Annotated in this window: 18 protein-coding genes and 2 pseudogenes; 9 read left to right on the forward strand and 11 right to left on the reverse strand. The window is 72.1% G+C overall.

The window, feature by feature from the left end:
* Window positions 1-39: 39 nt before the first annotated feature.
* The 3 genes from IHE55_RS20175 to IHE55_RS20185 are packed head-to-tail and all read right to left on the reverse strand — an operon-like array spanning window position 40 to window position 2734.
* Window positions 40-801 carry an amino acid ABC transporter ATP-binding protein gene (locus IHE55_RS20175; RefSeq protein WP_269671498.1) on the reverse strand — a complete coding sequence of 254 codons (762 nt, stop codon included), beginning with the start codon at window positions 799-801 and terminating at the stop codon, window positions 40-42.
* Window positions 798-1742, reverse strand: coding sequence for an amino acid ABC transporter permease (locus IHE55_RS20180; RefSeq protein ID WP_197990293.1), 945 nt, complete (start codon window positions 1740-1742; stop codon window positions 798-800). The genes IHE55_RS20175 and IHE55_RS20180 overlap by 4 nt, the downstream gene beginning before the upstream one ends.
* Before the next feature lie 38 nt (window positions 1743-1780).
* Window positions 1781-2734 carry an ABC transporter substrate-binding protein gene (locus IHE55_RS20185; RefSeq protein ID WP_197990294.1) on the reverse strand — a complete coding sequence of 318 codons (954 nt, stop codon included), beginning with the start codon at window positions 2732-2734 and terminating at the stop codon, window positions 1781-1783.
* Window positions 2735-3239: 505 nt separating this feature from the next.
* Here IHE55_RS20185 and IHE55_RS20190 point away from each other — a divergent pair.
* Both IHE55_RS20190 and IHE55_RS20195 read left to right on the forward strand, forming a co-directional pair.
* Window positions 3240-4448, forward strand: coding sequence for an NAD(P)-dependent malic enzyme (locus IHE55_RS20190; protein ID WP_197990295.1), 1209 nt, complete (start codon window positions 3240-3242; stop codon window positions 4446-4448).
* 325 nt (window positions 4449-4773) lie between these two features.
* A pseudogene (locus tag IHE55_RS20195) lies at window positions 4774-5729 on the forward strand (zinc-binding dehydrogenase).
* A gap of 194 nt (window positions 5730-5923) precedes the next feature.
* Here the strand turns inward: IHE55_RS20195 and IHE55_RS20200 are convergent.
* Window positions 5924-6670: an antibiotic biosynthesis monooxygenase gene (locus IHE55_RS20200; RefSeq protein ID WP_197990296.1), complete on the reverse strand. Its 747-nt coding sequence runs from the start codon at window positions 6668-6670 to the stop codon at window positions 5924-5926.
* A 109-nt stretch (window positions 6671-6779) separates the two neighbouring features.
* Window positions 6780-7661: an SCO6745 family protein gene (locus IHE55_RS20205; protein WP_197990297.1), complete on the reverse strand. Its 882-nt coding sequence runs from the start codon at window positions 7659-7661 to the stop codon at window positions 6780-6782.
* Between the two features lie 660 nt (window positions 7662-8321).
* On the opposite strand from IHE55_RS20205, the gene IHE55_RS20210 reads away from it, so the two are divergent.
* The 3 genes from IHE55_RS20210 to IHE55_RS20220 are packed head-to-tail and all read left to right on the forward strand — an operon-like array spanning window position 8322 to window position 12510.
* Window positions 8322-11132 (forward strand): non-ribosomal peptide synthetase, encoded by a 2811-nt coding sequence (locus tag IHE55_RS20210; protein WP_232265638.1) that lies wholly within the window; start codon window positions 8322-8324, stop codon window positions 11130-11132.
* A complete protein-coding gene (locus IHE55_RS20215; protein ID WP_232265639.1) occupies window positions 11122-12060 on the forward strand; it encodes an NAD-dependent epimerase/dehydratase family protein in 939 nt (312 codons plus the stop codon). The genes IHE55_RS20210 and IHE55_RS20215 overlap by 11 nt, the downstream gene beginning before the upstream one ends.
* Before the next feature lie 15 nt (window positions 12061-12075).
* On the forward strand, window positions 12076-12510 hold the full coding sequence (locus IHE55_RS20220; RefSeq protein WP_197990299.1) for a nuclear transport factor 2 family protein: 435 nt from the start codon (window positions 12076-12078) through the stop codon (window positions 12508-12510).
* A 118-nt stretch (window positions 12511-12628) separates the two neighbouring features.
* Here the strand turns inward: IHE55_RS20220 and IHE55_RS20225 are convergent, their stop codons facing one another.
* Window positions 12629-13249 (reverse strand): malonic semialdehyde reductase, encoded by a 621-nt coding sequence (locus tag IHE55_RS20225; protein WP_197990300.1) that lies wholly within the window; start codon window positions 13247-13249, stop codon window positions 12629-12631.
* 294 nt (window positions 13250-13543) lie between these two features.
* On the opposite strand from IHE55_RS20225, the gene IHE55_RS31545 reads away from it, so the two are divergent.
* The 3 genes from IHE55_RS31545 to IHE55_RS20240 are packed head-to-tail and all read left to right on the forward strand — an operon-like array spanning window position 13544 to window position 15062.
* Window positions 13544-13882, forward strand: coding sequence for a TetR/AcrR family transcriptional regulator (locus tag IHE55_RS31545; RefSeq protein WP_372442703.1), 339 nt, complete (start codon window positions 13544-13546; stop codon window positions 13880-13882).
* Between the two features lie 17 nt (window positions 13883-13899).
* Window positions 13900-14229, forward strand: coding sequence for a TetR/AcrR family transcriptional regulator C-terminal domain-containing protein (locus tag IHE55_RS20235; protein WP_307826754.1), 330 nt, complete (start codon window positions 13900-13902; stop codon window positions 14227-14229).
* A 20-nt stretch (window positions 14230-14249) separates the two neighbouring features.
* Complete coding sequence (locus tag IHE55_RS20240) at window positions 14250-15062, forward strand: AfsR/SARP family transcriptional regulator (protein WP_197990301.1); 813 nt, start codon at window positions 14250-14252, stop codon at window positions 15060-15062.
* A gap of 27 nt (window positions 15063-15089) precedes the next feature.
* On the opposite strand, the gene IHE55_RS20245 is transcribed toward IHE55_RS20240, so the two are convergent.
* The 5 genes and pseudogenes from IHE55_RS20245 to IHE55_RS20265 all read right to left on the reverse strand — a co-directional run bounded on the left by IHE55_RS20245 (window position 15090) and on the right by IHE55_RS20265 (window position 22304).
* Window positions 15090-15269 (reverse strand): DUF6104 family protein, encoded by a 180-nt coding sequence (locus tag IHE55_RS20245; RefSeq protein ID WP_152776632.1) that lies wholly within the window; start codon window positions 15267-15269, stop codon window positions 15090-15092.
* Window positions 15270-15598: 329 nt separating this feature from the next.
* A pseudogene (locus tag IHE55_RS20250) lies at window positions 15599-19397 on the reverse strand (multifunctional oxoglutarate decarboxylase/oxoglutarate dehydrogenase thiamine pyrophosphate-binding subunit/dihydrolipoyllysine-residue succinyltransferase subunit).
* Between the two features lie 227 nt (window positions 19398-19624).
* Window positions 19625-20734, reverse strand: coding sequence for a HAMP domain-containing sensor histidine kinase (locus IHE55_RS20255; protein WP_197990302.1), 1110 nt, complete (start codon window positions 20732-20734; stop codon window positions 19625-19627).
* Window positions 20731-21471, reverse strand: coding sequence for a response regulator transcription factor (locus IHE55_RS20260; RefSeq protein WP_144381476.1), 741 nt, complete (start codon window positions 21469-21471; stop codon window positions 20731-20733). The genes IHE55_RS20255 and IHE55_RS20260 overlap by 4 nt, the downstream gene beginning before the upstream one ends.
* A 125-nt stretch (window positions 21472-21596) precedes the next feature.
* Window positions 21597-22304, reverse strand: coding sequence for a spermidine synthase family protein (locus tag IHE55_RS20265; protein WP_197992137.1), 708 nt, complete (start codon window positions 22302-22304; stop codon window positions 21597-21599).
* 630 nt (window positions 22305-22934) lie between these two features.
* Here IHE55_RS20265 and lon point away from each other — a divergent pair.
* Window positions 22935-25370, forward strand: a complete 2436-nt coding sequence (gene lon / locus IHE55_RS20270) for an endopeptidase La (protein WP_197990303.1) — start codon at window positions 22935-22937, stop codon at window positions 25368-25370.
* Window positions 25371-25454: the final 84 nt, after the last annotated feature.

Raw genomic sequence — 25454 nt, forward strand, 5'->3', positions numbered from 1 at the left:
CCGGTGGTCCGTACCGCCCTCGTGGCCCGTCCGGCGCGGTCAGAGCACCTTGGACAGGAACGACTTCGTCCGCTCGTGCTGCGGGTTGGTCAGCACCTCGCGCGGGTTGCCGGCCTCCACGACCACGCCGCCGTCCATGAAGACGACCGAGTCGCCGACCTCGCGGGCGAAGCCCATCTCGTGGGTGACCACGACCATGGTCATGCCGTCCTCGGCGAGGTCCCGCATCACGTCCAGCACGTCGCCGACCAGCTCCGGGTCGAGCGCCGAGGTGGGCTCGTCGAAGAGCATCAGCTTGGGCTCCATGGCCAGGGCCCGGGCGATCGCCACCCGCTGCTGCTGGCCGCCGGAGAGCTGCGAGGGGTAGTTGCCGCCCTTGTCGGCCAGGCCGACCCGGTCCAGCAGCTTCAGCGCGCGCTCCCGCGCCACGGCCTTGGACTCGCCCTTGACCTGCACCGGGGCCTCCATGACGTTCTCCACGGCCGTCATGTGCGGGAACAGGTTGAAGCGCTGGAAGACCATGCCGATGTCGCGCCGCTTGGCGGCCACCTCGCGGTCCTTCAGCTCGTACAGCTTGTTGCCCTGCTGCCGGTAGCCGACCAGCTCGCCGTCCACGTACAGCCGGCCGGCGTTGATCTTCTCCAGGTGGTTGATGCAGCGCAGGAAGGTGGACTTGCCCGAGCCGGAGGGGCCGATCAGGCAGAACACCTCACCGGGAGCGACCTCCAGGTCGATCCCCTTGAGCACCTCGACGGCTCCGTAGGACTTGTGGACGCCCTCGGCCTTCACCATGGGGGTCATCGGGTACCTCCTCGTGCGGGGCGGTTGCTGAAGGACAGCAGGTTGGCGCGGACCCGCTGGAAGACGGTCGGGGGCAGCGCGCGGCTGGAGCCACGCGCGTAGTACCGCTCCAGGTAGTACTGGCCCACGCTCAGCACCGAGGTGAGGATCAGGTACCAGGTGGCGGCGAGGAACAGGGTCTCCGCCGGGGCGCCGGTGTTCTGGCCGAGGGTCTGCGCGGCCTGGAGCAGGTCCCAGTACTGCACGGCGATCACCAGCGAGGTGGTCTTGAGCATGTTGATGAACTCGTTGCCGGTCGGCGGCACGATCACCCGCATCGCCTGCGGCAGCACCACCCGGCGCAGCGTCTTGGCGTGGCTCATGCCCAGCGCCTGCGCGGCCTCGGTCTGGCCCTCGTCCACCGACTGCAGGCCGGCCCGGCAGATCTCGGCCATGTACGCGGCCTCGTTCAGGCCCAGGCCCAGCAGGGCGGCGAGGAACGGGGTCATGAAGTCCGACCACTCGTCCTGGTAGATCGGGCCCAGGTTGATGTACTTGAAGATCAGGCCGAGGTTGAACCACATCAGCAGCTGCACGTACACCGGGGTGCCGCGGAAGAACCAGATGTACCCCCAGGCGACTGCCTGGGTGACCGGGTTCTTCGACAGCCGCATCACCGCGAGGACGATGCCCAGGACCACGCCGAGCGCCATGGCGGCGATGGTGATCCAGATGGTCTTGCCGACGCCTTCGAGGATGTCGTCGTTGAAGAAGTTGTCCGGGATGGCGCCCCAGTTCACGTCGCCCTGGGAGAAGGCGTACACCAGCATGCCCAGCAGTGCGACGATCACCACGGCGGAGATCCACCGGCCGTAGTGGCGGACCGGGATGGCCTTGATCGCCTCCGGCGCGGTGCCCGGCGGGGTGCCGCCCGGTCCCGTCTTTTCGATGTCAGCAGTCACGGATCGTGCCTTTCAGCGTGAGCGGGGGTCGGACGGGATCACTTGCCGCCGTTGATGGTGGCCTGGTCCACCGCGCCGGCCTCGACACCCCACTTCTTCAGGACCTTCTCGTAGTCCTTGGTGCGGATGATCGCGTCGAGCGCGGCCTTCAGGGCGTCCCGCAGCTGGGCGTCGTCCTTGCTCACCGCGATCCCGTACGGGGCGGCCTCGACCTGCTCGCCGACCAGCTCGAAGTCGTCACCGCCGCCGGAGGTGCGCACCGCGTACGCCGCGACCGGGAAGTCGCTGGAGCCGGCGTCGGCGCCGCCGCCGCGCAGCCGGGTCTGGGCCTCGGTGTCGTTGGCGAAGGCCTCGATCGAGATCGTCTTCTTGCCGTCCTTGTCGCACTTCTTCGACTGGGCCTTGGCCAGGTCGTGCGAGGTGGTGCCGCGCTGCACGACGATCTTCCTGCCGCACAGGTCGTCCCAGGTCGAGATCCCCTGGGTGTCGCCCTTGCGGGTGTAGATGGACACGCCGGCGGTCAGGTAGTCCACGAAGTCGACGCCCTTGCCGACCTTCTTGCCGGTGTCCGGGTCGATGCCCTCCTGACGGCCCTTGTTGTCGGTCATCGCCGACATCGCGATGTCGTAGCGGCCGGACCGCATACCGCTCAGCAGGGTGTCGAAGGTGCCGTTGGAGAACTCGAACCGCACCCCGAGCTGCTTGCTGAGGGCCTCGGCGATGTCCGGGTCGATGCCCACGACCTCGTTGCCCTTGCGGAACTCGACCGGCGGGTAGTTGATGTCCGACCCCACCTTGATGACGCCGGCCGACTGGATCTCCTTTGGCAGCAAGCTGAAGAGCGGCGGCTTGCCGGAGGTGTCGGTGTTGGTGACCTTGTCACGCTGATCGCCGCAGCCCGACAGCAGCAGCGCGCCGGTGACCGCGATCGCGCCCGTCGCGGCCCATCGGGACCTGGCTGCGGTGGACCGACGGGTGGTGCTTGCGGTCATGCGGTTCCTCCTGGCGGATGAGCGGGAGACCGGTGGCCGGAACACCTCTTCGAGTGCCGCCACCTCGTGTGATTGGGGCATCCTGCCATCCGGACGGACCCGATCGGGCTGCCAGTCATGTCAAAATCGGATAACGGGCGACCCCCGTGCCACGCCGGGCCGGAACACCGCGCCGGACCGCGGCGGAGACAAACGGAATGAGAGCTTCCTCACCCGTCGGTGTCTCAGGATATGGACATTTGGTGTCTGTTGTGCCGCATTCGCCGTGAACGCCGGGTGTCCTTCCGGGGCGGTGAGGGAACTCGCTCGTCCTGGAAGTTTTCTTCCGGTAGAACAGACCGCTACACCCCTCACCCGGGGCTCAGGGCGCGTGTGCGGCGCGCCCGCGTACGTGTTCCCGGACTGGCAGCTATCTGCCGTCCGGGAAGCACATGCGGTGCCCGCCCGTTTTCCTCGATCAGGAACGGCTACCCTCACCAGAAATACGACAAAGGGGTCAACTACAGTGTCAGCGGAGATCGTGAATCCTCGCAGCGACAGCGCCACCGGTGATCAGGACGAGCCTTTCGATCCTGCCTTCGCGCTGCACCGGGGCGGCAAGATGGCGGTCCAGGCGACCGTGCCCGTGCGGAACAAGGACGACCTGTCCCTGGCCTACACGCCGGGCGTCGCGAAGGTGTGCAGCGCCATCGCCGAGCAGCCCGACCTGGTCCACGACTACACCTGGAAGTCCCAGGTCGTCGCCGTCGTCACGGACGGCAGCGCGGTCCTGGGCCTCGGCGACATCGGCCCGGAGGCCTCCCTGCCCGTCATGGAGGGCAAGGCCATCCTCTTCAAGCAGTTCGGCGGCGTGGACGCGGTCCCGATCGCGCTGGACTGCCGTGACGTGGACGAGATCGTGGACACCGTCGTCCGCCTCGCCCCGTCGTTCGGCGGCGTGAACCTGGAGGACATCTCCGCCCCCCGGTGCTTCGAGATCGAGCGCAAGCTCCAGGAGCGGGTGGACATCCCGATCTTCCACGACGACCAGCACGGCACCGCGGTGGTCACCCTCGCGGCGCTGCGCAACGCGGCCAAGCTCTCCGGCCGCGCGCTGGGCTCGCTGCGCGCCGTGATCTCCGGCGCCGGGGCCGCGGGCGTGGCCATCGCCAAGATCCTGGTCGAGGCGGGCATCGGCGACGTCACCGTCTGCGACAGCAAGGGCATCGTCTCCGCCGACCGCGACAACCTCAACGACGTCAAGCGCGAGCTGGCCGGCTACACCAACAAGGCGGGCCTCAGCGGTTCGCTCGCCACCGCGCTGGACGGTGCCGACGTCTTCGTCGGCGTCAGCGGCGGCACGGTGCCGGAGGAGGCGGTGGCGAAGATGGCGCCGGGCGCCTTCATCTTCGCGATGGCCAACCCCACCCCGGAGATCCACCCGGACATCGCGCACAAGTACGCCTCGGTCGTCGCCACCGGCCGCAGCGACTACCCGAACCAGATCAACAACGTCCTCGCCTTCCCCGGGATCTTCGCGGGCGCCCTCCAGGTGCGCGCCTCCCGGATCACCGAGGGCATGAAGCTCGCCGCCGCCGAGGCGCTGGCCGCCGTGGTGGCCGACGAGCTGACGCCGGACAAGGTGATCCCCTCGCCGTTCGACGAGCGGGTGGCCCCCGCGGTCACCGCCGCGGTCGCCGCCGCGGCCCGCGCGGAGGGCGTCGCCCGCCGCTGACGCGCACCGCGCCGGCGGTACACCGGCGGGCCCGGCCCGATCCGGCCGCCGGCACCCGCCCACCACGCCCCACGGAGCGGCACGGGCCCCACGGCCCGTGCCGCTCCGTCGTTCCCGGGCGCCGGAGATCCGGCGGCGGGCGCGGACGGCCCGCGCCCGCCGGCGCGGTTCGTACCGGCCCGGGCCCGCCGGCGCGGTTCCGTACCGCCCCGCGGGCCCCGCGCGGCCCGGGACGGCTGCGTACGGGCGGGAACACCCGTACGCGTCGCGTGTCACACCCGGGCGCGGTTCCGCACCGACCCGCCCGGGTCCTATGGTCGGGGCCATGTTCGCTGCCTACGCCGCACGTATCGACCGGGACAAGCCGCTGGCCGGCCTGGAATTGGGCGAGCGCCCCGCACCGGACCCGCGCCCCGGCTGGAGCACCGTCAACGTCCGGGCCGCCTCCCTCAACCACCACGACCTGTGGTCGCTGCGCGGGGTGGGTCTCGGCGAGGAGTCGCTGCCGATGATCCTCGGCTGTGACGCGGCCGGTGTGGACCAGGACGGCAACGAGGTCGTCCTCCACTCCGTCATCGGCCAGAGCGGGCACGGCGTCGGCCCGCACGAGCCCCGCTCCATCCTGACCGAGCGTTACCAGGGCACCTTCGCCGAGCAGGTGACGGTGCCCACCTGGAACCTGCTGCCCAAGCCCCGCGAGCTCTCCTTCGAGGAGGCCGCCTGCCTGCCCACGGCCTGGCTGACCGCCTACCGGATGCTCTTCACCAACGCCGGGGTGCGCCCCGGTGACTCGGTCCTGGTGCAGGGTGCGGGCGGCGGCGTGGCCACCGCCGCCATCGTGCTGGCCGCCGCCGCGGGCCTGCGGGTCTTCGCCACCAGCCGTGACGAGACCGCGGCGCCGGGCGGTCGAGCTGGGGCGGAGGCGCGTTCGCCGGGGAGCGGCTGCCGCGGCGGGTGGACGCGGTCATCGAGACCGTCGGCGCGGCCACCTGGTCCCACTCGGTGAAGTCCTTGCGGCCCGGCGGCACGCTGGTCATCTCCGGTGCCACCTCCGGCCCCGACCCCAAGGCCACCGAGCTGAACCGCATCTTCTTCCTGGAGCTGAAGGTGGTCGGCTCCACCATGGGCACCAAGGAGGAGCTGGCGGACCTGCTGAGCTTCTGCGCGGCGCACGGGGTGCGGCCGGTCATCGACTCGGTGCTGCCGCTGGACCGGGCGCGCGAGGGGTTCGAGAAGATGGCCGGCGGCGACCTGTTCGGCAAGGTCGTGCTGACCGTCTGACGAGCCGCCACCCGGCCATCCGCCGGGAGAGGTCGTCCGGCCGCCCGCCGGGACCGGTCACCCGGCCGGCAGCCAGGCCTCCCGTCCTTCGGCCCGGTCGGCCGGCCGCCCGGCAGCCAGGCCACCCTTTCTCCGCCCGGCCGCCCGTTCTCCGGCCCGGCCGCCCGCCGGGCCGGGCGGCCGGACCGGGCCGCTCACCCGCGCGGGGTCAGGTGGCGCAGCAGGCGGTAGCGGGTGCCGGTCACCTGCCGGTGGCCGGGGAAGTCCCGCACCCGGTGCCAGCCCGGCCGGTCGGCGCCCTGGGCCGTCTCGTACGCCTCCTCGCTGGTCCACTCGGCGTAGTTGAGCACCCGGTCGGCGGCCGAACCCAGGTGCTTCGCCCCGTTCTCCAGCAGGTGGAAGTGGGCACCCAGCAGTTCCCGGTGCTCCTCGGCGCCCTCGTCCAGCGCGCCGATGACGGTGTCGATCCACTCGGTGCGGCGGCCGGCCGTCGCGGCGTCGAAGTGGATGTCCACGGTGACGATCAGCCCGGGCTCCGTGGCGGCCCGCCGTACGGGGTCCGGCACATGGCTGCGGTACAGCCGGTAGCGGGACAGCCCGACCCGCTCGATCCCGGGGACGGCGGCGTCGATCTCGTCGTTCCGCTCCTGCCGGTGGTTGTGGAAGAAGGCGAAGTACGCCTCCTCGCTCGTCCACTGCGAGTAGTGCATCAGGGTGTCGCCGTCGGCGGCCGCGTAGATGCCGTACGACAGCAGGTCCGGGGCCGGCCAGGGTCGCTTCTCCCAGGTGGCCGCGATGGCGTCGGCGACGGTCCGCTGCCGCTCGGGCGTCCCCACCCGCCAGGTGCTGAACATCGGGGCGCCGACCCCGGGCCGGGCCGGGTCGGGATGCGCGGTGGTGGACACGGTCGACGGCTGCGGGGCGGAGTCGGACGTGGACATGGAGGTCTCCCCAGAAGATCGTGGTGTCCGCCCGGCGGCCGGGCGGTCACCACGATCCTGGGACCTCAACCAAAGATGAGGTCAAGGGGTTCCGGGCACGGCCGGCCGGTCAGTCGTACGTGACCTGGACGGTGCCGATCCCCAGCGTGCTCCGGGCGGGCAGCATCCCGGACCCGAAGACCGCCGCCAGCAGCGGGAGGGTCAGCGCGGCGAGCCGCTCGGCGCGCTCCTCGCCCAGCGCCCGCCAGGGTCCCGCGGCGAGCAGGTCGGTGCGGCGCTCGATGTCGTCGCGGCCCTGCCGGCCGCGCTCGGTGGCCTTGCCGGCCCCGTCCACCCAGCCGCGCTCCGCCAGCCGTTCGCGGGCCGCCGCCCACTGCTCCGGGCTCCAGCCGCGGGCCGCGAAGTTCTCCTCCGGCGCGGCGTCCACCGCGGCGAAGGACACCAGGGACTCGCACGGGTCCAGCCCGGCGGCGAGCACGGCGGCGAGGTGGCCGTCGCCGCGGTGCTCGCGCAGCACCGTGAGCGCCTGCCAGAGCGCCAGGTGCGGCTCGTCGGACCAGGGCAGGTCGCGGTTGGCGGCGGCGAGCGGACGGCCCGCGGCGTCGGCGTACCCGGCGGCCTCGGTGGCCAGCGCCGCCGCCTCGGCGATCTCCCGGCCGCCGATCACCTCCGGGGCCAGCGCGCGGTAGGTCCGGTCCACCGCGCGAAGCCGGGCGGCCAGCACCTCCTCGGGCGTGGCGACCGACCAGACGCCGGGCACGTGCTCGGCCACGGTCCGCGGGCTGAAGCTGTGGAACGTGGCGGTGACCAGCTCGGGCCCGGCCGCGCCCAGCGGGGCGGCGCGCCAGGCGAAGTAGCTGGGCCAGCGGCTGGAGTTGTCGTAGCCCAGCGCGGCGGCCTCCTCGAAGGCCTGCGGGGCGAAGTACAGGCAGGCGTGCAGTCCCTCCAGGTGGTGCCACATCCGTCGGGCGAGCGCTTGGTGCCGGGTCATGTGCCGTACCTCTCGGGTCTGCTCGGGTCATGTCGGGTCCGCCGGGGGCGGGACGGGGCCCGGCCGGGACCGGGCCCCCTTACGACCTGACTCCGCGCCGGGCCCGGAGGTTGAGCGGTGCGGGCGGGACGGGAGCCGGGCCGCGGCGCGGGCGGGATGGAAGCCGTCGCGAGGCGCGGGCGGGGCGGGAGCCGGAAGCCGCGGGCGGGATCGGGCCCGGAGGCCGGGTGGTGTGGTCCGAGGCCGGGCGAGAGCGCCGCCTGGCGCGTCCCCGCCCCGGGTGGCGCGGACCCGTCGCCCGGGGCCGCCGTGCCCGTGGGTGCCCCCGGGGGGCGGTGTGCGTGCCGCTCCGGACCCGGGCGGAGGGGCGGAGGGTCCGGTCCCCGGACGGAATCCGGGGACCGGGCCGCCGGCCGGCCGGTGTGCCGGGCGGCCGAAGCGGAGGCGGCGTGCCCGGACCCCCGTCCCAGGTGACCGGGGCGGGGCCGCGCCGGGGCGGAGCCGGTCCTCGGCGGCGTATTAATCTCAGCTGTCCATTACCACTAGAGCCTGACTAGAGCCTCACTAGAGGATCGTGGAGTACATATGTTCGCGACTGTTACCTTCAGTTCCTCAGAATCGGGAGGGAAGAGGTCAGTGGGGACTATGACAGTAAAACCCATGAAGCTTTCCGTGCCGGAAAACGCGCAGGACCTGGAGTTTATCGCTCAGGTTCTGGTGCGCGCCGCGAGAAAACACCCGGACGCCGGAGTGCGTTACCTGCCCGGCGATGTGGAAAGTGAATCCGTTTTCCAGTCCTACGGTGAATTGCTGGACGCCGCCCTGACCATCCTCACCGGGCTGCGTGAACAAGGACTGAAGCCGCAGGACAAGGTGACCCTGCTGCTGGCGGGGCAGCGTGATTTCCTCGCCGTGCTGTGGGCCTGTGTCCTGGGCGGATTCGTCCCGTGCCCGATGGTCCCGCTGCCCGGCGACCCCGCGCGCTGGGCGGCCCAGCTCGCCCACATCGACCAGCTGCTGGAACGTCCCCTGCTGGTCACCACCGAGGCGATGCGCGCGGAACTGCCGGACGTGCCCGGCCTTCGGGTGGCCCCGCTGGAGGGGCTGCGCGGCGGGCCGCCGGCGACCGAGATCCACCGGGCGGCCCCCGGTGACCTCGCGTTCCTGGTCCTCACCTCGGGGTCCACCGGGAATTCCAAGGCCGTCATGCTGACCAATGCGAATCTCCTCGCCTCCATGGCGGGCAAGTCGGACAAACAGCAGCTCACCGCCGCGGACACCACCTTCAACTGGATCTCCTACGACCATGTCGCCGCGCTCCTCGAAGCGCATCTGCTGCCGCTCTACGTGGGCGCGAACCAATTGCACGCGCCGGCCTCCGTCATACTTGAGGACCCGCTTCAGTTTCTGCGAATAGTCTCCCGCTACCGGGTCACCATGACCTTCACCCCGAACTTTCTGCTCGGCCCGCTCAACGCGGCCGCGCAGAAAATAACCGAGGAAAAGGAGAAGGGCGGCCCCGGTCTGGACCTGAGCGCGCTGCGGCACATCGTCAGCGGCGGCGAGGCCAACGTGGTGGCCACCGGGGAGGCCTTCCTCGCCGGCTACGCCCCCCACGGGCTGCGCGGCTCGGCCCTGTGGCCCGCCTTCGGGATGACCGAGACCTGCGCCGGCAGCATCTACAACCGGGAGTTCCCGGCCGCCGACGCCGGCAACGAGTTCGCCAACCTCGGCACCCCCGTCAAGGGGCTGCGCATCCGCGTCGCGGACGACGACAACAACCCCCTGCCCACCGGCGAGACCGGGGAACTCCAGCTCAACGGCCCGATGATCACCAGCGGCTACTACCGCAACGAGGAGGCCACCCGGGAGGCGTTCACCCCCGACGGCTGGTTCCGCAGCGGCGACCTGGGCCGCATCGACGAGGGCGGCCGGCTCACCCTCGTGGGACGCTCCAAGGACAGCATCATCGTCAATGGCGTCAACTACTTCAGCCACGAGATCGAGGCCGTGCTGGAACAGCTCGACGGCGTCTCCGGCGGCTACGTGGCGGCCTTCCCCACCCGCAGGCCCGGCAGCGACACCGAGCAGCTGGTCATCGCCGTCAACCCGGAGAACGGCCCCGAGGGCAGCGACGAGGCCGACCTGTACCGGCTGCTCACCGCCATCCGCTCCACCGTGGTGATGCTCTGGGGCTTCCGGCCCACCCACGTCCTCCCGCTGCCCAAGGACGCCTTCCCCAAGACCAGCCTGGGCAAGACGCTGCGCCAGCGGATGCGCCGGACCCTGGAGTCCGGCGGCTACGACGACGTGATCGCGCGCGTCGCCGAGCTGACCCGGCGGCGGCTGGGCGGCCACACCCCGCCCGCCACCGCCACCGAGCGGGTCCTCACCGAGATCTACGCCGAGATGTTCGACGCGGCGCCCGAGGACATCAGCGCCACCGCCAGCTTCTTCGACCTCGGCGGCACCTCGCTCGACATCCTCCGGCTGCGCCGCCAGGTGGAGCGCCGGCTGGGCGTGGCCGACCTGCCGATCATCACGGTCCTCACCAACCCCACCGCGCGCGCCCTCGCCGCCCACCTCGACAGCGACCGGGCGGGCGGCACCGGCGCCTACGACCCGGTGGTGCCGCTCCAGCCCAACGGCGACAAGACCCCGCTGTTCTGCGTCCACCCCGGCGTCGGCGAGGTCCTGGTCTTCGTCAACCTCGCCAAGTACTTCGTCGGCGACCGCCCCTTCCACGCGCTGCGCGCCCGCGGCTTCAACGAGGGCGAGGAGCCGTTCGGCAGCTTCGAGGAGATGGTCACCACCTATGTGGCGGCCATCCGGCGGCGGCAGCCGCACGGGCCCTACGCCGTGGCCGGTTACTCCTACGGCGGCGCGGTCGCCTTCGAGATCGCCAAGGCGCTGGAGGCCGAGGGCGAGCGCGTGGACTTCGTCGGCAGCTTCAACCTCCCACCGCACATCAAGTACCGGATGGAGGAGCTGGACTTCGTCGAGACCGCGGCCAACCTCGCCTTCTTCCTGGACCTGATCAACAAAAAGCAGTCCCTGGACCTGCCGGACCAGCTGCGCCACCTGCCCAGGGAGGAGCAGCTGGCCCACTTCCTGCGCATCGCGCCGGCCGACCGGCTCCGCGACCTCGACCTGGACCTGGCGAAGTTCAGCGCCTGGGCGGAGCTGGCCAACGGGCTCACCGACCTGGGCCGCACCTACACTCCCACCGGCACCACACGTTCGATGACGGTCTTCTACGCCATCCCGCTGCGGGGCACCAAGGAGGACTGGCTGGAGAACGAGCTGCGCCGGTGGGACGAGCACACCAGGGAGCCCAACCGGTACATCGACGTGCCCGGGGAGCACTACACCCTGATGGGGCCGCAGCACGTGGCGGCCTTCCAGGCGATCCTGCGCAGGGAACTCGACCGCGCACTGGGCGACGGCCCGGTGACCGACGATGGGGAGTAAGAGGTTGGAAGGGAAGAAGATCCTGGTCACCGGCGGTACCGGCCAGGTGGCCAGGCCGGTGGCCGAGGCGCTGGCCGAGCACAACGAGGTGTGGTGCCTGGGCCGGTTCGGCACCCCCGGCGTCGAGGACGAGCTGCGCGCCCGCGGCATCACCACGTTCCGCTGGGACATGGACGACCTCGGTGAGGAGGCGTACCGGGACCTGCCGACCGACTTCACCCATGTCGTCCACTCCGCGGTGCGCCGCGGCGAGGACGGCGACTTCAACGCCGCGGTCGAGGTCAACTCGGTGGCCTGCGGACGGCTGATGACCCACTGCCGCACCGCCGAGGCGTTCCTCTTCGTCTCCACCGGCGCGCTGTACAAGCGGCGGACGCTGGACCACAAGTACACCGAGACCGACCCGGTGGACGGCGTCGCCGACTGGCTGCCCGCCTACCCGGTCGGCAAGATCGCCGCGGAGGGCACCGTCCGGGCCTTCGCCCAGGTGCTCGGGTTGCCGACCACCATCGCCCGGCTCAACATCGCCTACGGGCCCGGCGGCTACGGCGGCGTGCCGATGCTGTACTTCAAGCGGATGCTCGCCGGTGAGCCGATCCCGGTGCCGGTCGAGGGCCAGAACTGGTGCTCGCTGCTGTACACCGACGACCTGGTCGCCCAGGTGCCCCGGCTGTGGGAGGCCGCCGCCACCCCGGCCACCCTGGTCAACTGGGGCGGCGACGAGTCCGTCGGCATCACCGACTGCGTGCGGTACCTGGAGGAGCTGACCGGGATCGAGGCCAAGCTGGTGCCCAGCGAGGTGACCCGGGAGACCTACCAGTTCGACCCCACGCTGCGCCGCGAACTCACCGGCCCCTGCACGGTCGGCTGGCGGGAGGGCATACGCCGGACCCTCCAGGCGCTGTACCCCGAGCACCTCAAGGGCTGAAGGAGCCGCACGACCATGGCAGATCTGACGGAACAGACCACCACCGAAGAGCAGGTGTCCGCGAACCTGCGGGCCATCCGGCGCAGCTACGAGGGGTTCCGCACCCGCGACGTGGAGGCGCTGCTCTCCGCGATGCACCCGGACGTGGAGTGGGTGCACCCCGACGGCATGGCCAAGTACGGCCTGGGGGGCACCAAGCACGGCCACGCCGGGATCAAGGAGTTCCTGGCGCACGTGCCCACCGTCCTGGGCGGGATGCGGCTGGAGCCGCGCGAGTTCATCGAGCAGGGCGACCGGATCGTGGTCTTCGGCACGCGTGAGGTGACCAGCCGCCGCGGCACCACCGTGACGCTGGACTTCGTGCACTCGTGGACCATGCGGGACGGCCGGGCGACCCGCATGGAGGACATCTTCGACACCGTCGCGTTCCACGAGCTGATCGAGAGTTGATCGAGAGCTGACCGGCAGCCGGCCGGCAGCTGTTCCGGAGCGGCCCGGAGCCGGTCTCCGGATCCACCGGAGGGGCCGGCCCCCGAGCGATCGGGGGCCGGCCCCTCCGGCCGGCGGCTCAGACGGTGCTGACCACCTCGTCGTACGCCAGCCGCGGCAGCCGGCCCATCCACGCGTCCGGCCCCGGCCGGCCGATGTTCACCACGCACAGGGCGGCGTGCCGCCCGTCCGGGAAGAACTCCTTGGTGACCGCCTCCCGGTCGAAACCGATCATCGGGCCCGCGGCGAGCCCGGCGGCCCGCACGCCCATGATGAAGTAGCCGATCTGGATGGCGGTGTTGAACTTCGCCGACTCGGCGCGCGCCGCCGGGTCCTCGAAGAGCGCCTGCGGGTTCTCCATGAACGGCACCAGCTTCGGCAGCTCCTCGTGGAAGTCCAGGTCGGCGCCGAGCACCGCGACGAGCGGGGCCTTCGCCGTCTTCTCCTGGTTCCGGCCGGTCATCATCGACACCAGCCGCTCCCGGGCCCCGGCCGAGCGCACCAGCACCACCCGCAGCGGCTGCTGGTTCAACGACGTGGGCCCGAACTTCACCAGCTCGTAGATGGCGCGGACCTGTTCGTCCGTCACCGGCTCGTCGGTGAAGGTGTTGGCGGTACGGGCCTCCCGGAACAGCTGGTCCTGCGCCTGCGCCGGCAGGGTGATGAGGTCGTCGGTGCCGCTGTTCTCCGGTGCGCTCATGAACCTCTCCTCGTGAGGATGGTGCCAATTTATTGGACTGGACTGCCTAGTCCACTCCGGTACGGAAGGCTAGACTCGCCAGTCCATTCGGGGCAAGAGCAGACTGGTCCCCTCACCAGTGCGGAACGGAGCGAGAGGACACGGGCAACGATGCGGACGGAGAGCGGGCATCTGCTTCGGGCGGCCGCCGGGAACGACCCCGGAAAGGGGACCGGGAGAGCCGAGCCACGCCAGGCGCCGGGCCGGCCGGCCGGCCCGACCCCGGCCAAACGGCGGGCCATACTCGACGCCGCGGTGGAGGTCTTCCTCCGGGAGGGGTACCAGCGGGCCAGCGTGGACACCATCGCGGACGCCGCCCGGGTCTCCAAGCAGACCGTCTACAACCACTTCGGCGACAAGGAACGTCTCTTCATCGCCGCGGTGGAGGGGGAGCGCCGCCGGGTCGCCGAGGCGTTCACCCCCGCCCCCCATACCCGTACCCGGCCCCGCCCCGGGTCCGGACCCGGCCCCGAACCGGGACCCGGCCCCGGCACCCCGGACCCGGCGCCGCGGTCGGGCCGGGACCCGGGCCCGGAGCCGGCCCGGACACCCCGGCCGCCGCCCCGGCCGCCACCGGTTTCGCCGCCGACCTGACCGCCTTCGGCCACCGGGTGCTCGCCGTCCTCCTCGACGAGCGTGCCTCCGCGCTGCGCCGGCTGGTCATCGCCGAGGTCGCCCGGCACCCCTCGCTCCGCCCGGCCTGCGCCGAGGGCGAGCCCCAGCAGCTCGTGGACCACCTCGCCGCCGAGCTGCTCCGCCGGGCGGCGGGCGGGGAACTGGACGTCCCCGACCCCGAGACCGGGGCCCGCCAGTTCGTGGCGCTCGTGGTCCAGCAGGGACTGCACCGGTCGATGTACGGCACCCGCGCGCTCACCGGGACGGAGGCCGCAGCCATCTGCGAAGAGGCCGCCGACCTGTTCGTCCGCGCCTACCGCAGGTGAAGTGCGAGGAGGTGGCAACCATGTACGTGAACGTCCTGGGCCCGCTGACACTGCGTCACGACACCCGCTCCGCGGTACCGACGGCGATGAAGCCCCGGAAGGTGCTCGCACTGCTGCTGCTCAACGAGGGCCGGGTGGTGCCCGCGGCGACCCTGATGGCCGAACTGTGGGGCGACCAGCCGCCGCGCACCGGCCCCACGACGCTCCAGACCTACATCCTCCACCTGCGCAAGCTGCTCGCCTCGGCGCTGGCGGTGGCGCCCGCGGCGGTCGCCCGGGACATCCTCCAGACCCGGCCCGGCGGATACTGCTTCGTCCTGCGGTCCGGACAGCTCGACGTCCACCGCTACTACGACCTGGTCGCCGAGGCCGACTGCGCGCTGGACGCCGGCGACGAACGCACCGCCGAGTCCGCCTTCCGCCGCGCCCTCGCCGTCTGGCAGGGGCCCGCCCTGGTGGACGTGGCGCACGGCCGCCACCTCCAGGCCGAGGTGGCCCGGCTGGAACAGTCCCGGCTCACCGTCACCGAACGCAGCATCGAGACCCGGCTGCGGCTCGGCGGCCACCAGGAGGCCCTCAGCGACCTGGCCTCCCTGGTGGTGGAGCACCGCTTCCACGAGGGCATGCACGGCCAGTACATGCTCGCCCTGCACCGGTCCGGCCAGCGCACCCGGGCCCTCGCGGTCTACCAGCGGCTGCGGCTGACCATGGCCGAGGAGCTGGGGCTGGAACCGTCGGTGCGGCTCCAGCGCCTCCAGCAGGCGGTCCTGGTCTGCGACCCCCGGCTGGACCACGAGACGGGCGCCCCCGGCCGCGGACCGGTGGTGGCGTGACGGCCGGGCCGCGCCCGGCCGCCGCCGCTACTCCTCGTCCTCGTCGTCCAGCCGCGCCAGCCAGGTGGCGAGCCGCTCGACGGGCACCTCGAAGTCCGGGTTGAGGTCCACGAAGGTGCGCAGCTGCTCGGCGAGCCACTCGAAGGTGATCTCCTCCTCGCCGCGCCGCTTCTCCAGCTCCTCGATGCCGCGGTCGGTGAAGTACAAGGGGATCTCCAGGGGACGCAGGGACCGTACGGCTCCAGGATAGGACGCGCTCCGGGGGCACCGGACGCCCCGCCCGCACCCCGGCGCACCGCCGCGGGAGGCCGCCGTCGGCGGTGGGACCGGCCACCTGTGGCGGGACGACCGCCACCGCGAACGGCCGCCACTGCCGCGCGTACGGCCCCCGCCGGCGCGGAGCCACAGGGGCCGCGCCGCCGGGGATGCCGGAAGGCCCGGCCCCGCGTGGTGCGGGACCGGGCCTTCCGGTCGGGTCCGGGAACCCCGGGCCGGCCGTATCGGCCGTGTCGGGGCTCCCGGCGGGGTCAGCGGTCTCAGATGTCGAAGACCTCGTTGACCAGCGCCTGCTGCTCGGCCTGGTGGCGCTTGTTGGAGCCCACCGCGGGCGACGAGGAGTGCGGGCGGGAGACCCGCACCAGCCGGTCGCGGGCCGGGACGTCCGCGCCGACCGCCAGGTCGAGGTGGTCGATCAGGTTGAGCGCGATGAATGGCCAGGCACCCTGGTTGGCCGGCTCCTCCTGCGCCCACACGATCTTCTCCACACCGGCGTACTTGGCCAGCTCGGCCTGGAGCTCGGCACCCGGCAGCGGGTACAGGCGCTCCAGCCGGACGATCGCGGTGTCCAGCGCGCCGCGCTTGTCCCGCTCGGCGTCCAGGTCGTAGTACACCTTGCCGGAGGTGAAGACGACCTTGCGCACCGCGGCCGGGTCGACCTTCTGGTCACCGATGACCGGCCGGAACGCGCCGTTGGTGAACTCCTCCGCCTTCGACGCCGCCGCCTTCAGCCGGAGCATCGACTTCGGGGTGAAGACGATCAGCGGCTTGTGGTGCGGGTTGTGGACCTGCCAGCGCAGCAGGTGGAAGTAGTTCGACGGCAGGGTCGGCATCGCGACCGTCATGTTGTTCTGCGCGCACAGCTGCAGGAACCGCTCGATCCGGGCGGAGGAGTGGTCCGGGCCCTGGCCCTCGTAGCCGTGCGGCAGCAGCAGCGTGACGCCGGAGGTCTGGCCCCACTTCTGCTCGGCCGAGGAGATGAACTCGTCCACCACGGTCTGCGCGCCGTTGGCGAAGTCGCCGAACTGCGCCTCCCACATCACCAGCGCGTCCGGGCGGGCCAGCGAGTAGCCGTACTCGAAGCCCATCGCCGCGTACTCGCTCAGCAGCGAGTCGTAGACGTTGTAGCGCGCCTGGTCCTCGGAGAGGTAGAGCAGCGGGGTGTAGTCCTCGCCGGTCTCCCGGTCCACCAGCACCGCGTGGCGCTGGCCGAAGGTGCCGCGGCGGGAGTCCTGGCCGGCCAGCCGGACCGGGGTGCCCTCCATCAGCAGCGAGCCGATGGCCAGGGTCTCGCCCATGCCCCAGTCGATGGTGCCGTCCTCGATCATCGCCGCCCGCCGCTGCAGCTGCGGCAGCAGACGCGGGTGCACGGTGACCCGCTCGGGGATGTTGACCTGGGACTCGGCGATCCGCTTGATCACTTCCTGGCTGACCGCGGTGTTCACCGCGACCGGGAACTCCGCCTGCGGCTCGGACACCGGGGCCGGCAGCGGCTGCGAGGTGGCCTCGCGGACCTCCGCGAACACCTTCTCCAGCTGGCCCTGGAAGTCCTGCAGCGCCTGCTCGGCCTCCTCCAGCGTGATGTCGCCGCGACCGATCAGCGACTCGGTGTACAGCTTGCGCACCGAGCGCTTCTTGTCGATCAGGTCGTACATCAGCGGCTGGGTGAAACCGGGGTTGTCGGTCTCGTTGTGACCGCGGCGGCGGTAGCAGATCAGGTCGATGACGACGTCCTTGTTGAACGCCTGGCGGAACTCGAAGGCCAGCCGCGCGACGCGGACCACGGCCTCCGGGTCGTCACCGTTCACGTGGAAGATCGGCGCCTCGATCATGCGGGCCACGTCGGTGGCGTACATCGAGGAGCGGGACGCCGCCGGGGCGGCGGTGAAGCCGACCTGGTTGTTGATCACGATGTGCACGGTGCCGCCGGTGCGGTAGCCGCGCAGCTGCGACATGTTCAGCGTCTCGGCGACCACGCCCTGGCCGGCGAAGGCCGCGTCGCCGTGGAGGGCGACCGGCAGCACGGTGAAGTCCGTGCCCGCCTTGCCGATGATGTCCTGCTTGGCGCGGACCACGCCCTCCAGGACCGGGTCCACCGCCTCCAGGTGGGAGGGGTTGGCGGTGAGCGAGACCTTGATCTGCTCGCCGTCCAGGCCGGTGAAGGTGCCCTCGGCGCCCAGGTGGTACTTCACGTCGCCGGAGCCGTGCATCGACTTCGGGTCGAGGTTGCCCTCGAACTCGCGGAAGATCTGCGCGTACGACTTGCCGACGATGTTGGCCAGCACGTTGAGGCGGCCACGGTGCGCCATGCCGATGACGACCTCGTCCAGGCGCGACTCGGCCGCCGCGTCCAGCACCGCGTCCAGCAGCGGGATGACGGACTCGCCGCCCTCCAGCGAGAAGCGCTTCTGGCCGACGTACTTGGTCTGCAGGAAGGTCTCGAACGCCTCGGCCGCGTTGAGCCGGCGCAGGATCCGCAGCTGCTCCTCGCGCTCCGGCTTGGTGTGCGGGCGCTCCACCCGGTCCTGGATCCACTTGCGCTGCTTGGGGTCCTGGATGTGCATGAACTCGATGCCGGTGGTGCGGCAGTACGAGTCGCGCAGCACGCCCAGGATGTCGCGCAGCTTCATCATCGACTTGCCGGCGAAGCCGCCGACCGCGAACTCGCGCTCCAGGTCCCACAGGGTGAGGCCGTGCTCGACGATGTCCAGGTCGGGGTGCTTGCGCTGGCGGTACTCCAGCGGGTCGGTGTCGGCCATGACGTGGCCGCGGACCCGGTAGGAGTGGATCAGGTCGAAGACCCGCGCCGCCTTGGTGACGTCGTCGTCGTGGCTGACGTCGATGTCCCGCAGCCAGCGGACCGGCTCGTACGGGATGCGCAGGGCCTCGAAGACGTCGTCGTAGAAGTTGTCCTCGCCCAGCAGCAGGTTCGACACGATCCGCAGGAACTCGCCGGAGGCGGCGCCCTGGATCACCCGGTGGTCGTAGGTCGAGGTCAGCGTCATGACCTTGGAGATGCCCAGCTTGTTGAGCGTGTCCTGGGAGGTGCCCTGGAACTCCGCCGGGTACTCCATGGCGCCCACGCCCATGATCACCGACTGGCCCGGCATCAGGCGGGGCACCGAGTGCACGGTGCCGATGCCGCCCGGGTTGGTCAGCGAGACCGTGACGCCGGTGAAGTCGTCCATGGTGAGCTTGTTGGCCCGGGCGCGGCGGACGATGTCCTCGTAGGCCTGCCAGAACTCGAAGAAGTCGAGCGTCTCGGCCTTCTTGATCGCCGCGACGACCAGCTGCCGGTCACCGTTGGGCTTCACCAGGTCGATGGCGAGGCCGAGGTTGACGTGCGGCGGCTTGACCAGGGTCGGCTTGCCGTCCTTCTCCGCGAAGGACCAGTTCATCGACGGCATCGCCTTGATCGCCCGCACCATGGCGTAGCCGATGAGGTGGGTGAAGGAGACCTTCCCGCCCCGGGCCCGCTTGAGGTGGTTGTTGATGACGATCCGGTTGTCGAACAGCAGCTTCACCGGGACCGCGCGGACCGAGGTGGCGGTCGGCAGCTCCAGCGAGGCGTTCATGTTCTTGGCGACCGCGGCGGACGGGCCGCGCAGCGTCACGAACTCCGGGGCGGTGGGTGCGGAGGCCGGCTCGACCGCCTTGGCGGTCGGCGGCTTGGCGGCCGGCACCGGCTTGGCGGCGGCGGGCTTCGGAGCCGGGGCCGGGGCGGCGGGACGCCTGCGCGGCGGGCTTCGGGGCCGGCGCCGGGGCCGCCGGGGGCTGCGCGGCGGCGGGCTTCGGGGCCGGGGCCGCCGGAGCGGCCGGCGCCGGGCTTCCGCTCACCGGCTGCTGCGGGGAGGCCCCGGCGGAGCCGGTGTCCTTGCCCGGCTGGTAGTCGGCGAAGAAGTCCCACCAGGCTCGGTCGACCGAGTTCGGGTCCTGGAGGTACTGCTGGTAGATCTCGTCGACGAGCCACTCATTGGCACCGAACGCGGCGGCAGGGTTCTTCCCCTGCCCGTCCTGGTCGGTCGAGACGCTCGAACTGTTGGGGGACTGTGGCGACACGGCGGCAACCGCCCTCTTCCGCTTCCTTAGGTGGTGGACAGCGGGAATAAAGGCTACGCCTTCCCACACCTTACGTGCAGGTCGCACTGGTCAACGTCGCGCACATCACATTGATCGACGGGTTTTAAGTCGTGACGTGGCGGGAAACACCCGTGGTTTTCCCTGCGCGAGGAGACAGTCGAGCCGTGCCCACATGCCCGCATGTGTGCTTCCGTCACGACCCTACGTCAACCGGCGTCCCGAAGGGTCCCCGGAAGGCTGACCTGGATCCGGCAGCCCCGCGGCGATTCGGCCACCCGGATGCGACCGCCGTGCAGATCCACCGCCCACCGGGCGATCGCCAGCCCCAGTCCGGTCCCGCCGTCACCGCTCGGCCCCTGCGGGGTGGGGCCGCCCCGGTTGAACCGTTCGAAGACCCGGTACCGCTCCGCCTCCGGGATGCCCGGCCCCTCGTCCAGCACTTCCAGCTCCAGGCTCTGCGGCCCCTCGCCGCGCCGGGCGCGCACCGTGACCCGGCCGTGCTGGGGGCTGTGCTTCATCGCGTTGTCCACCAGGTTGGCGACCACCTGGTGCAGCCGCTCGGCGTCCGCGTGCGCGGTCAGGTCCGAGGGGAAGACGTCCAGGTTGAGGTGGACGTCCTTGCGCGCCCGGGCGCCCGTCCGGGCCCTGGGGGCGGCGTCGCGGGCCATGCTCGCCTCCTTGAGGATGCCGGCCAGGTAGGGCCACACCTCGAAGCGCCGGGCGTGCAGCGGGACCACGCCGTTGTCCAGCCGGGACAGGTCCAGCAGCTGCTCCACCAGCCGGCCCAGCCGCTCGGTCTGCCGCAGCGCCACCCGCATGGTCTCCGGGTCGGCCTCCGAGACGCCGTCCACCACGTTCTCCAGCACCGCCCGCAGCGCCGCGATCGGCGTGCGCAGCTCGTGCGAGACGTTCGCCACCAGCTCCTTGCGGTGGGTGTCCACCGCCTCCAGGTCCTCGGCCATCCGGTTGAACGCGGTGGCCAGCTCCCCGAACTCGTCCCGCCGCTCGGCCGCCCGCACCCGCCGGGTGTAGTCCCCGTTCGCCATCGCCTGGGTGACCTCGGTCATCTCGTCCAGCGGCGCCGACAGGCCGTGCGCCACGAACTGCGTGATCAGCAGCGAGGCGATGATCGAGAAGATGGTGATGATGCGCAGCTCGGTGTCGGAGCGGGCGGCCACGAACACCAGCAGGGTGGTGATGATCACCGAACCGATGACCAGCGCCCCCAGCGCGGCCTTCATCGAGCGGTACGGGTCGATCGGCCGCAGCGCCTCCCACAGTCGGCTCCACAGCTCCCGGCCCGGCACCGCCCTCATGCCGCCGGTGTCTCCAGGGCGTAGCCGACGCCGTGCACGGTGCGGATGCGCTCCGCCCCGATCTTCCGGCGCAGGGCCTTGATGTGGCTGTCCACCGTCCGGGTGCCGGAGGCGTCGGCCCAGTCCCACACCTCGGCGAGCAGCTGCTCCCGGGAGAGCACCGCCCGCGGGGTGTTGGCCAGGCACACCAGCAGGTCGAACTCGGTGGGGGTGAGGTGGACATCGTTGCCACGGACCCGCACCCGCCGCTGCGCGTGGTCGATCTCCAGCTCGCCCAGCCGCAGGATGCCGCTGCGCGGCGTGTGCGCGGCGAGCGCGGCCCGCTCCACCCGGCGCAGCAGCACGTGGACCCGGGCGGCCAGCTCCCGCATGGAGAACGGCTTGGTCATGTAGTCGTCGGCGCCGACGCCCAGGCCCACCAGCATGTCGGTCTCGTCGTCGCGCGCGGTGAGCATCAGCACCGGCACCGGCCGCCGGGCCTGCACCCGGCGGCACACCTCCAGCCCGTCGAAGCCGGGCAGCATCACGTCCAGGACCAGCAGGTCCGGCTGCCACGCCTCGGCGGTGTCCACCGCGGCCGGGCCGTCCCCGGCGGTCTGCACCTGGAAGCCCTCCGCACGCAGCCGGGCCGCGATGGCGTCCACGATGGTCGGGTCGTCCTCGACCACCAGGACCCGGCGCTGTGCTCCGGGCGTGGTCGCGGCGGCGCCGTTGTGGGTGGTGTGAGTCTGCTCCATACGCCCGCCCCTGCGTCGTTCCTTCAACCCGGGTCCCGTGCCCGGCGACCCGCGGTCCCGTGCCTGGTCGTTGTGCCCGGCCGCACTCGTAGGCAAGCAGCGTAAAGCCACCGTGTGTAGCTCGGCTACGCACCCCGAGTCGCGAGGTGGACCACGTCCGGGACACCCCGGGCAACGGCGATCTCTTCGGTCCGTACGCCCGTGAACCCGGCATTACGGAGGGCCTCCTCGAACGCCGCGGAGGGCTGCGCGGACCACACCGCGAGGACCCCGCCGGGGGTCAGCCGGGCCGCGCAGGCGGCCAGCCCGGCGGGGGAGTACAGGCCCTCGTTGTCCTCGGTCACGGTCCACTCCGGCCCGTTGTCGATGTCCAGGCAGAGCGCGTCGTACCGGGTGCCGGGGGCACGAAGATGGCCGACCAGGTCGGCGGCGATCAGCTCGGTCCGCGGGTCGGCGAGGGCGCCGGCGGAGATCTCGGCCAGCGGGCCGGCGCGGTGCCAGTCGATGACCGCGGACTCCCGTTCCACCACGGAGATCCGGCCCCAGCGGGGCTCCGCGGCGGCCTCCGCCAGCGAGAAGCCGACGCCCAGTCCGCCGATGAGCAGGGCGGGCGCGGTGCGGTCGGCGGGCAGCGCGCCGAGCGCCGCCCGGACCAGCAGCCGCTCGGAGCGGCCGTCGGAGGTGTCCATCAGAAAGCAGCCGTTGGCGATGATCTCGTACACCGCGGGACGGGTGCCGCGCCGCCGCAGCACGACCTCGCCGAAGGGCCCGTCCCGGCGGTCCAGGACCACCGGCGGGAGGTCGGCGGCGGTGTCGTGCAGCGGCGGGTGCATGGGGGGCCTCCAGGCGGCGTTGCGGGCGACGAACAAGACGGTACGGGGGTTGTACGAAGTGAGGGAAATCACACCGTAAACCGTCGGGCGGGGGTGGCTCCGTGGCCGGTTCCGATCATGCCGGGGGCCGGCGGCCGCCTCCGGAACCGGGGAGCGTACCGGGGACCGGCGGCCGGTGCCGGGGGATTTCGGCGGGCGGCGCCGCGGGCGGCTCGGTGGGGGGTCCGGTGGGGCTGGAGGGGGTCCGGTCGGGCTCGGAGGGGGCACGGAGGGGGCGCCGGAGGGGGTTCTGGCTGCCGGGCGGAGGGGCTCGCGGGAGCGTGAAGGGGGGTGCGGGAGCGCAAGGGAGCGCTGGTGGAGGGATCCGCGCCCGGACCTCGCGTGCGCCGGTGCGGGGAGTGGGGCCGGGATGGGTCGCGGCGCGCGGGGTGTTCTGTCAGGGCCCGGCTCCGGGTCCGGGTCGGTGCCGGGTGTCGGGTCCGGGGCCGGCACCCGCCTCCGAGGGCTTCTCCCGAGCCCCGGCTGAGGGGTATGGAGGCGTTCGCTGTGGGCGAACAGAGGGTGGGGAACACCGAGAGGCGCAGAAGCATTGAGTCGGTACAGCTCAAGTTGCTTGCCGAAGGGGAGACCATGGCTTCGACGTCCGTAACGCTCACCCTGCCCGTGCTGCCGCTCGACGACGAGGTGGTGCTGCCCGGCATGGTGGTGCCGCTCGACCTCTCCGCCGCCGATGTCCGGGCCGCCGTGGAGGCCGCCCAGGCCGCCGCCCGCTCCGAACCGTCCGCGGCCGGCGAGGCGCACCGCGAGGGAGGAAAGCCCCAGGTGCTGCTGGTGCCGCGGATCGAGGGCACCTACGCCGCCGTCGGCACGCTCGGCACCGTGGAGCAGGTCGGCCGGCTCTCCGGCGGTGACCCGGGGGCGCTCATCCGCGGTGTGCGCCGGGTGCGCATCGGCGCCGGCACCACCGGCCCCGGCGCGGCGCTGTGGGTGGAGGGCACCGTCATCGACGAGCAGGTGCCCACCCCGCTGCCCGGTGCGGTCGCCGAGCTGATGCGCGAGTACAAGGCGCTCGCCACGAGCTGGCTGCGGAAGCGCGGCGCCTGGCAGATCGTGGACCGGGTGGAGCAGATCGACGACGTCTCGCAGCTCGCCGACAACTCCGGGTACTCGCCGTTCCTCACCCTCCAGCAGCGCGTGGAGCTGCTGGAGACCACCGACCCGGTGGCCCGGCTGAAGCTCGCGATCACCCGGCTCAGCGACCACCTCGCCGAGCAGGACGTCGCCGAGGCCATCGCCAAGGACGTCCAGGAGGGCGTCGACAAGCAGCAGCGCGAGTTCCTGCTCCGCCGCCAGCTGGAGGCGGTCCGCAAGGAACTGGCCGAGCTCAACGGCACCGCCGAGGACGAGTCCGGCGACTACCGGGCCCGGGTGGAGGCCGCCGACCTGCCCGAGAAGGTCCGCGAGGCGGCCCTGAAGGAGGTCGACAAGCTGGAGCGGGCCAGCGACCAGAGCCCCGAGGGCAGCTGGATCCGCACCTGGCTCGACACCGTCCTGGAGCTGCCGTGGAACGAGCGCACCGAGGACGCCTACGACATCCCCGGCGCCAAGGCCGTGCTCGACGCCGACCACGCCGGGCTGGAGGACGTCAAGGAGCGCATCACCGAGTACCTGGCGGTCCGCAAGCGCCGGACCGACCGCGGCCTGGGCGTGATCGGCGGGCGGCGCGGGGGCGCGGTGCTCGCCCTGGTCGGCCCGCCGGGCGTCGGCAAGACCAGCCTCGGCGAGAGCGTCGCCCGCGCCATGGGCCGCAGGTTCGTCCGGGTGGCCCTCGGCGGCGTCCGGGACGAGGCGGAGATCCGCGGCCACCGGCGCACCTACGTCGGCGCGCTGCCCGGCCGGATCGTCCGGGCGATCAAGGAGGCCGGGTCCATGAACCCGGTCGTGCTGCTCGACGAGATCGACAAGGTCGGCTCGGACTTCCGGGGCGACCCGGCCGCCGCGCTGCTGGAGGTCCTGGACCCGGCCCAGAACCACACCTTCCGGGACCACTACCTGGAGGTCGAGCTGGACCTGTCGGACGTGGTCTTCCTCGCCACCGCCAACGTGCTGGAGTCCATCCCGGAGGCGCTGCTGGACCGGATGGAGCTGGTCCGGCTGGACGGCTACACCGAGGACGAGAAGGTCGTCATCGCCCGTGACCACCTGCTCCCGCGCCAGCTGGAGCGGGCCGGGCTGGAGCCGGGCGAGGTGACCGTGGCGGAGGCGGCGCTGCGCAAGCTGGCCGGCGAGTACACCCGCGAGGCCGGCGTGCGCACCCTGGAGCGGTCCATCGCGCGGCTGCTGCGGAAGGTGGCCGCCCAGAGCGAGCTGGGCGAACGTGACCTGCCGTTCACCATCGGGGTGGACGAGCTGCGCCCGCTCATCGGCCGGCCGCACCACACCCCCGAGTCCGCCCAGGACCCGGCCGAGCGGCGCACCGCGGTCCCCGGGGTGGCGACCGGCCTGGCGGTCACCGGCGCCGGCGGTGACGTGCTGTTCGTCGAGGCGTCGCTGGCCGACCCGGAGACCGGCGGCGCGGGGCTGACCCTCACCGGCCAGCTCGGTGACGTGATGAAGGAGTCGGCGCAGATCGCGCTGAGCTTCCTGCGGTCGCACGGCGCGGAGCTGGAGCTGCCGGTCGGCGACCTGAAGGAGCGCGGCATCCACCTGCACGTCCCCGCGGGCGCGGTGCCCAAGGACGGCCCCAGTGCCGGTATCACCATGACCACCGCGCTGGCCTCGCTGCTGTCGGGCCGGCAGGTGCGGCCGGACGTGGCGATGACCGGTGAGGTCTCGCTGACCGGCCGGGTGCTGCCGATCGGCGGGGTCAAGCAGAAGCTGCTGGCGGCGCACCGCGCCGGGGTGACCACCGTGGTCATCCCCAAGCGGAACGAGCCTGACCTGGACGACGTGCCCGCCGAGGTGCTGGAGAAGCTCTCGGTGCACGCGGTCTCCGACGTCCGGCAGGTGCTGGAACTGGCCCTGACCCCGGCCACGGCCGACAGCCCGGTCCAGGTCGCGGCCTAGGCTCCGGCTCCCCGGCCCGGCCCCGACGTGGTCGGCCACCGGTCCCGCCGGTTGCCGTCCGGCTCCCGGTGGCTCCGGCCACGG

Source organism: Streptomyces pactum, assembly GCF_016031615.1.
Classification (GTDB): domain Bacteria; phylum Actinomycetota; class Actinomycetes; order Streptomycetales; family Streptomycetaceae; genus Streptomyces; species Streptomyces pactus.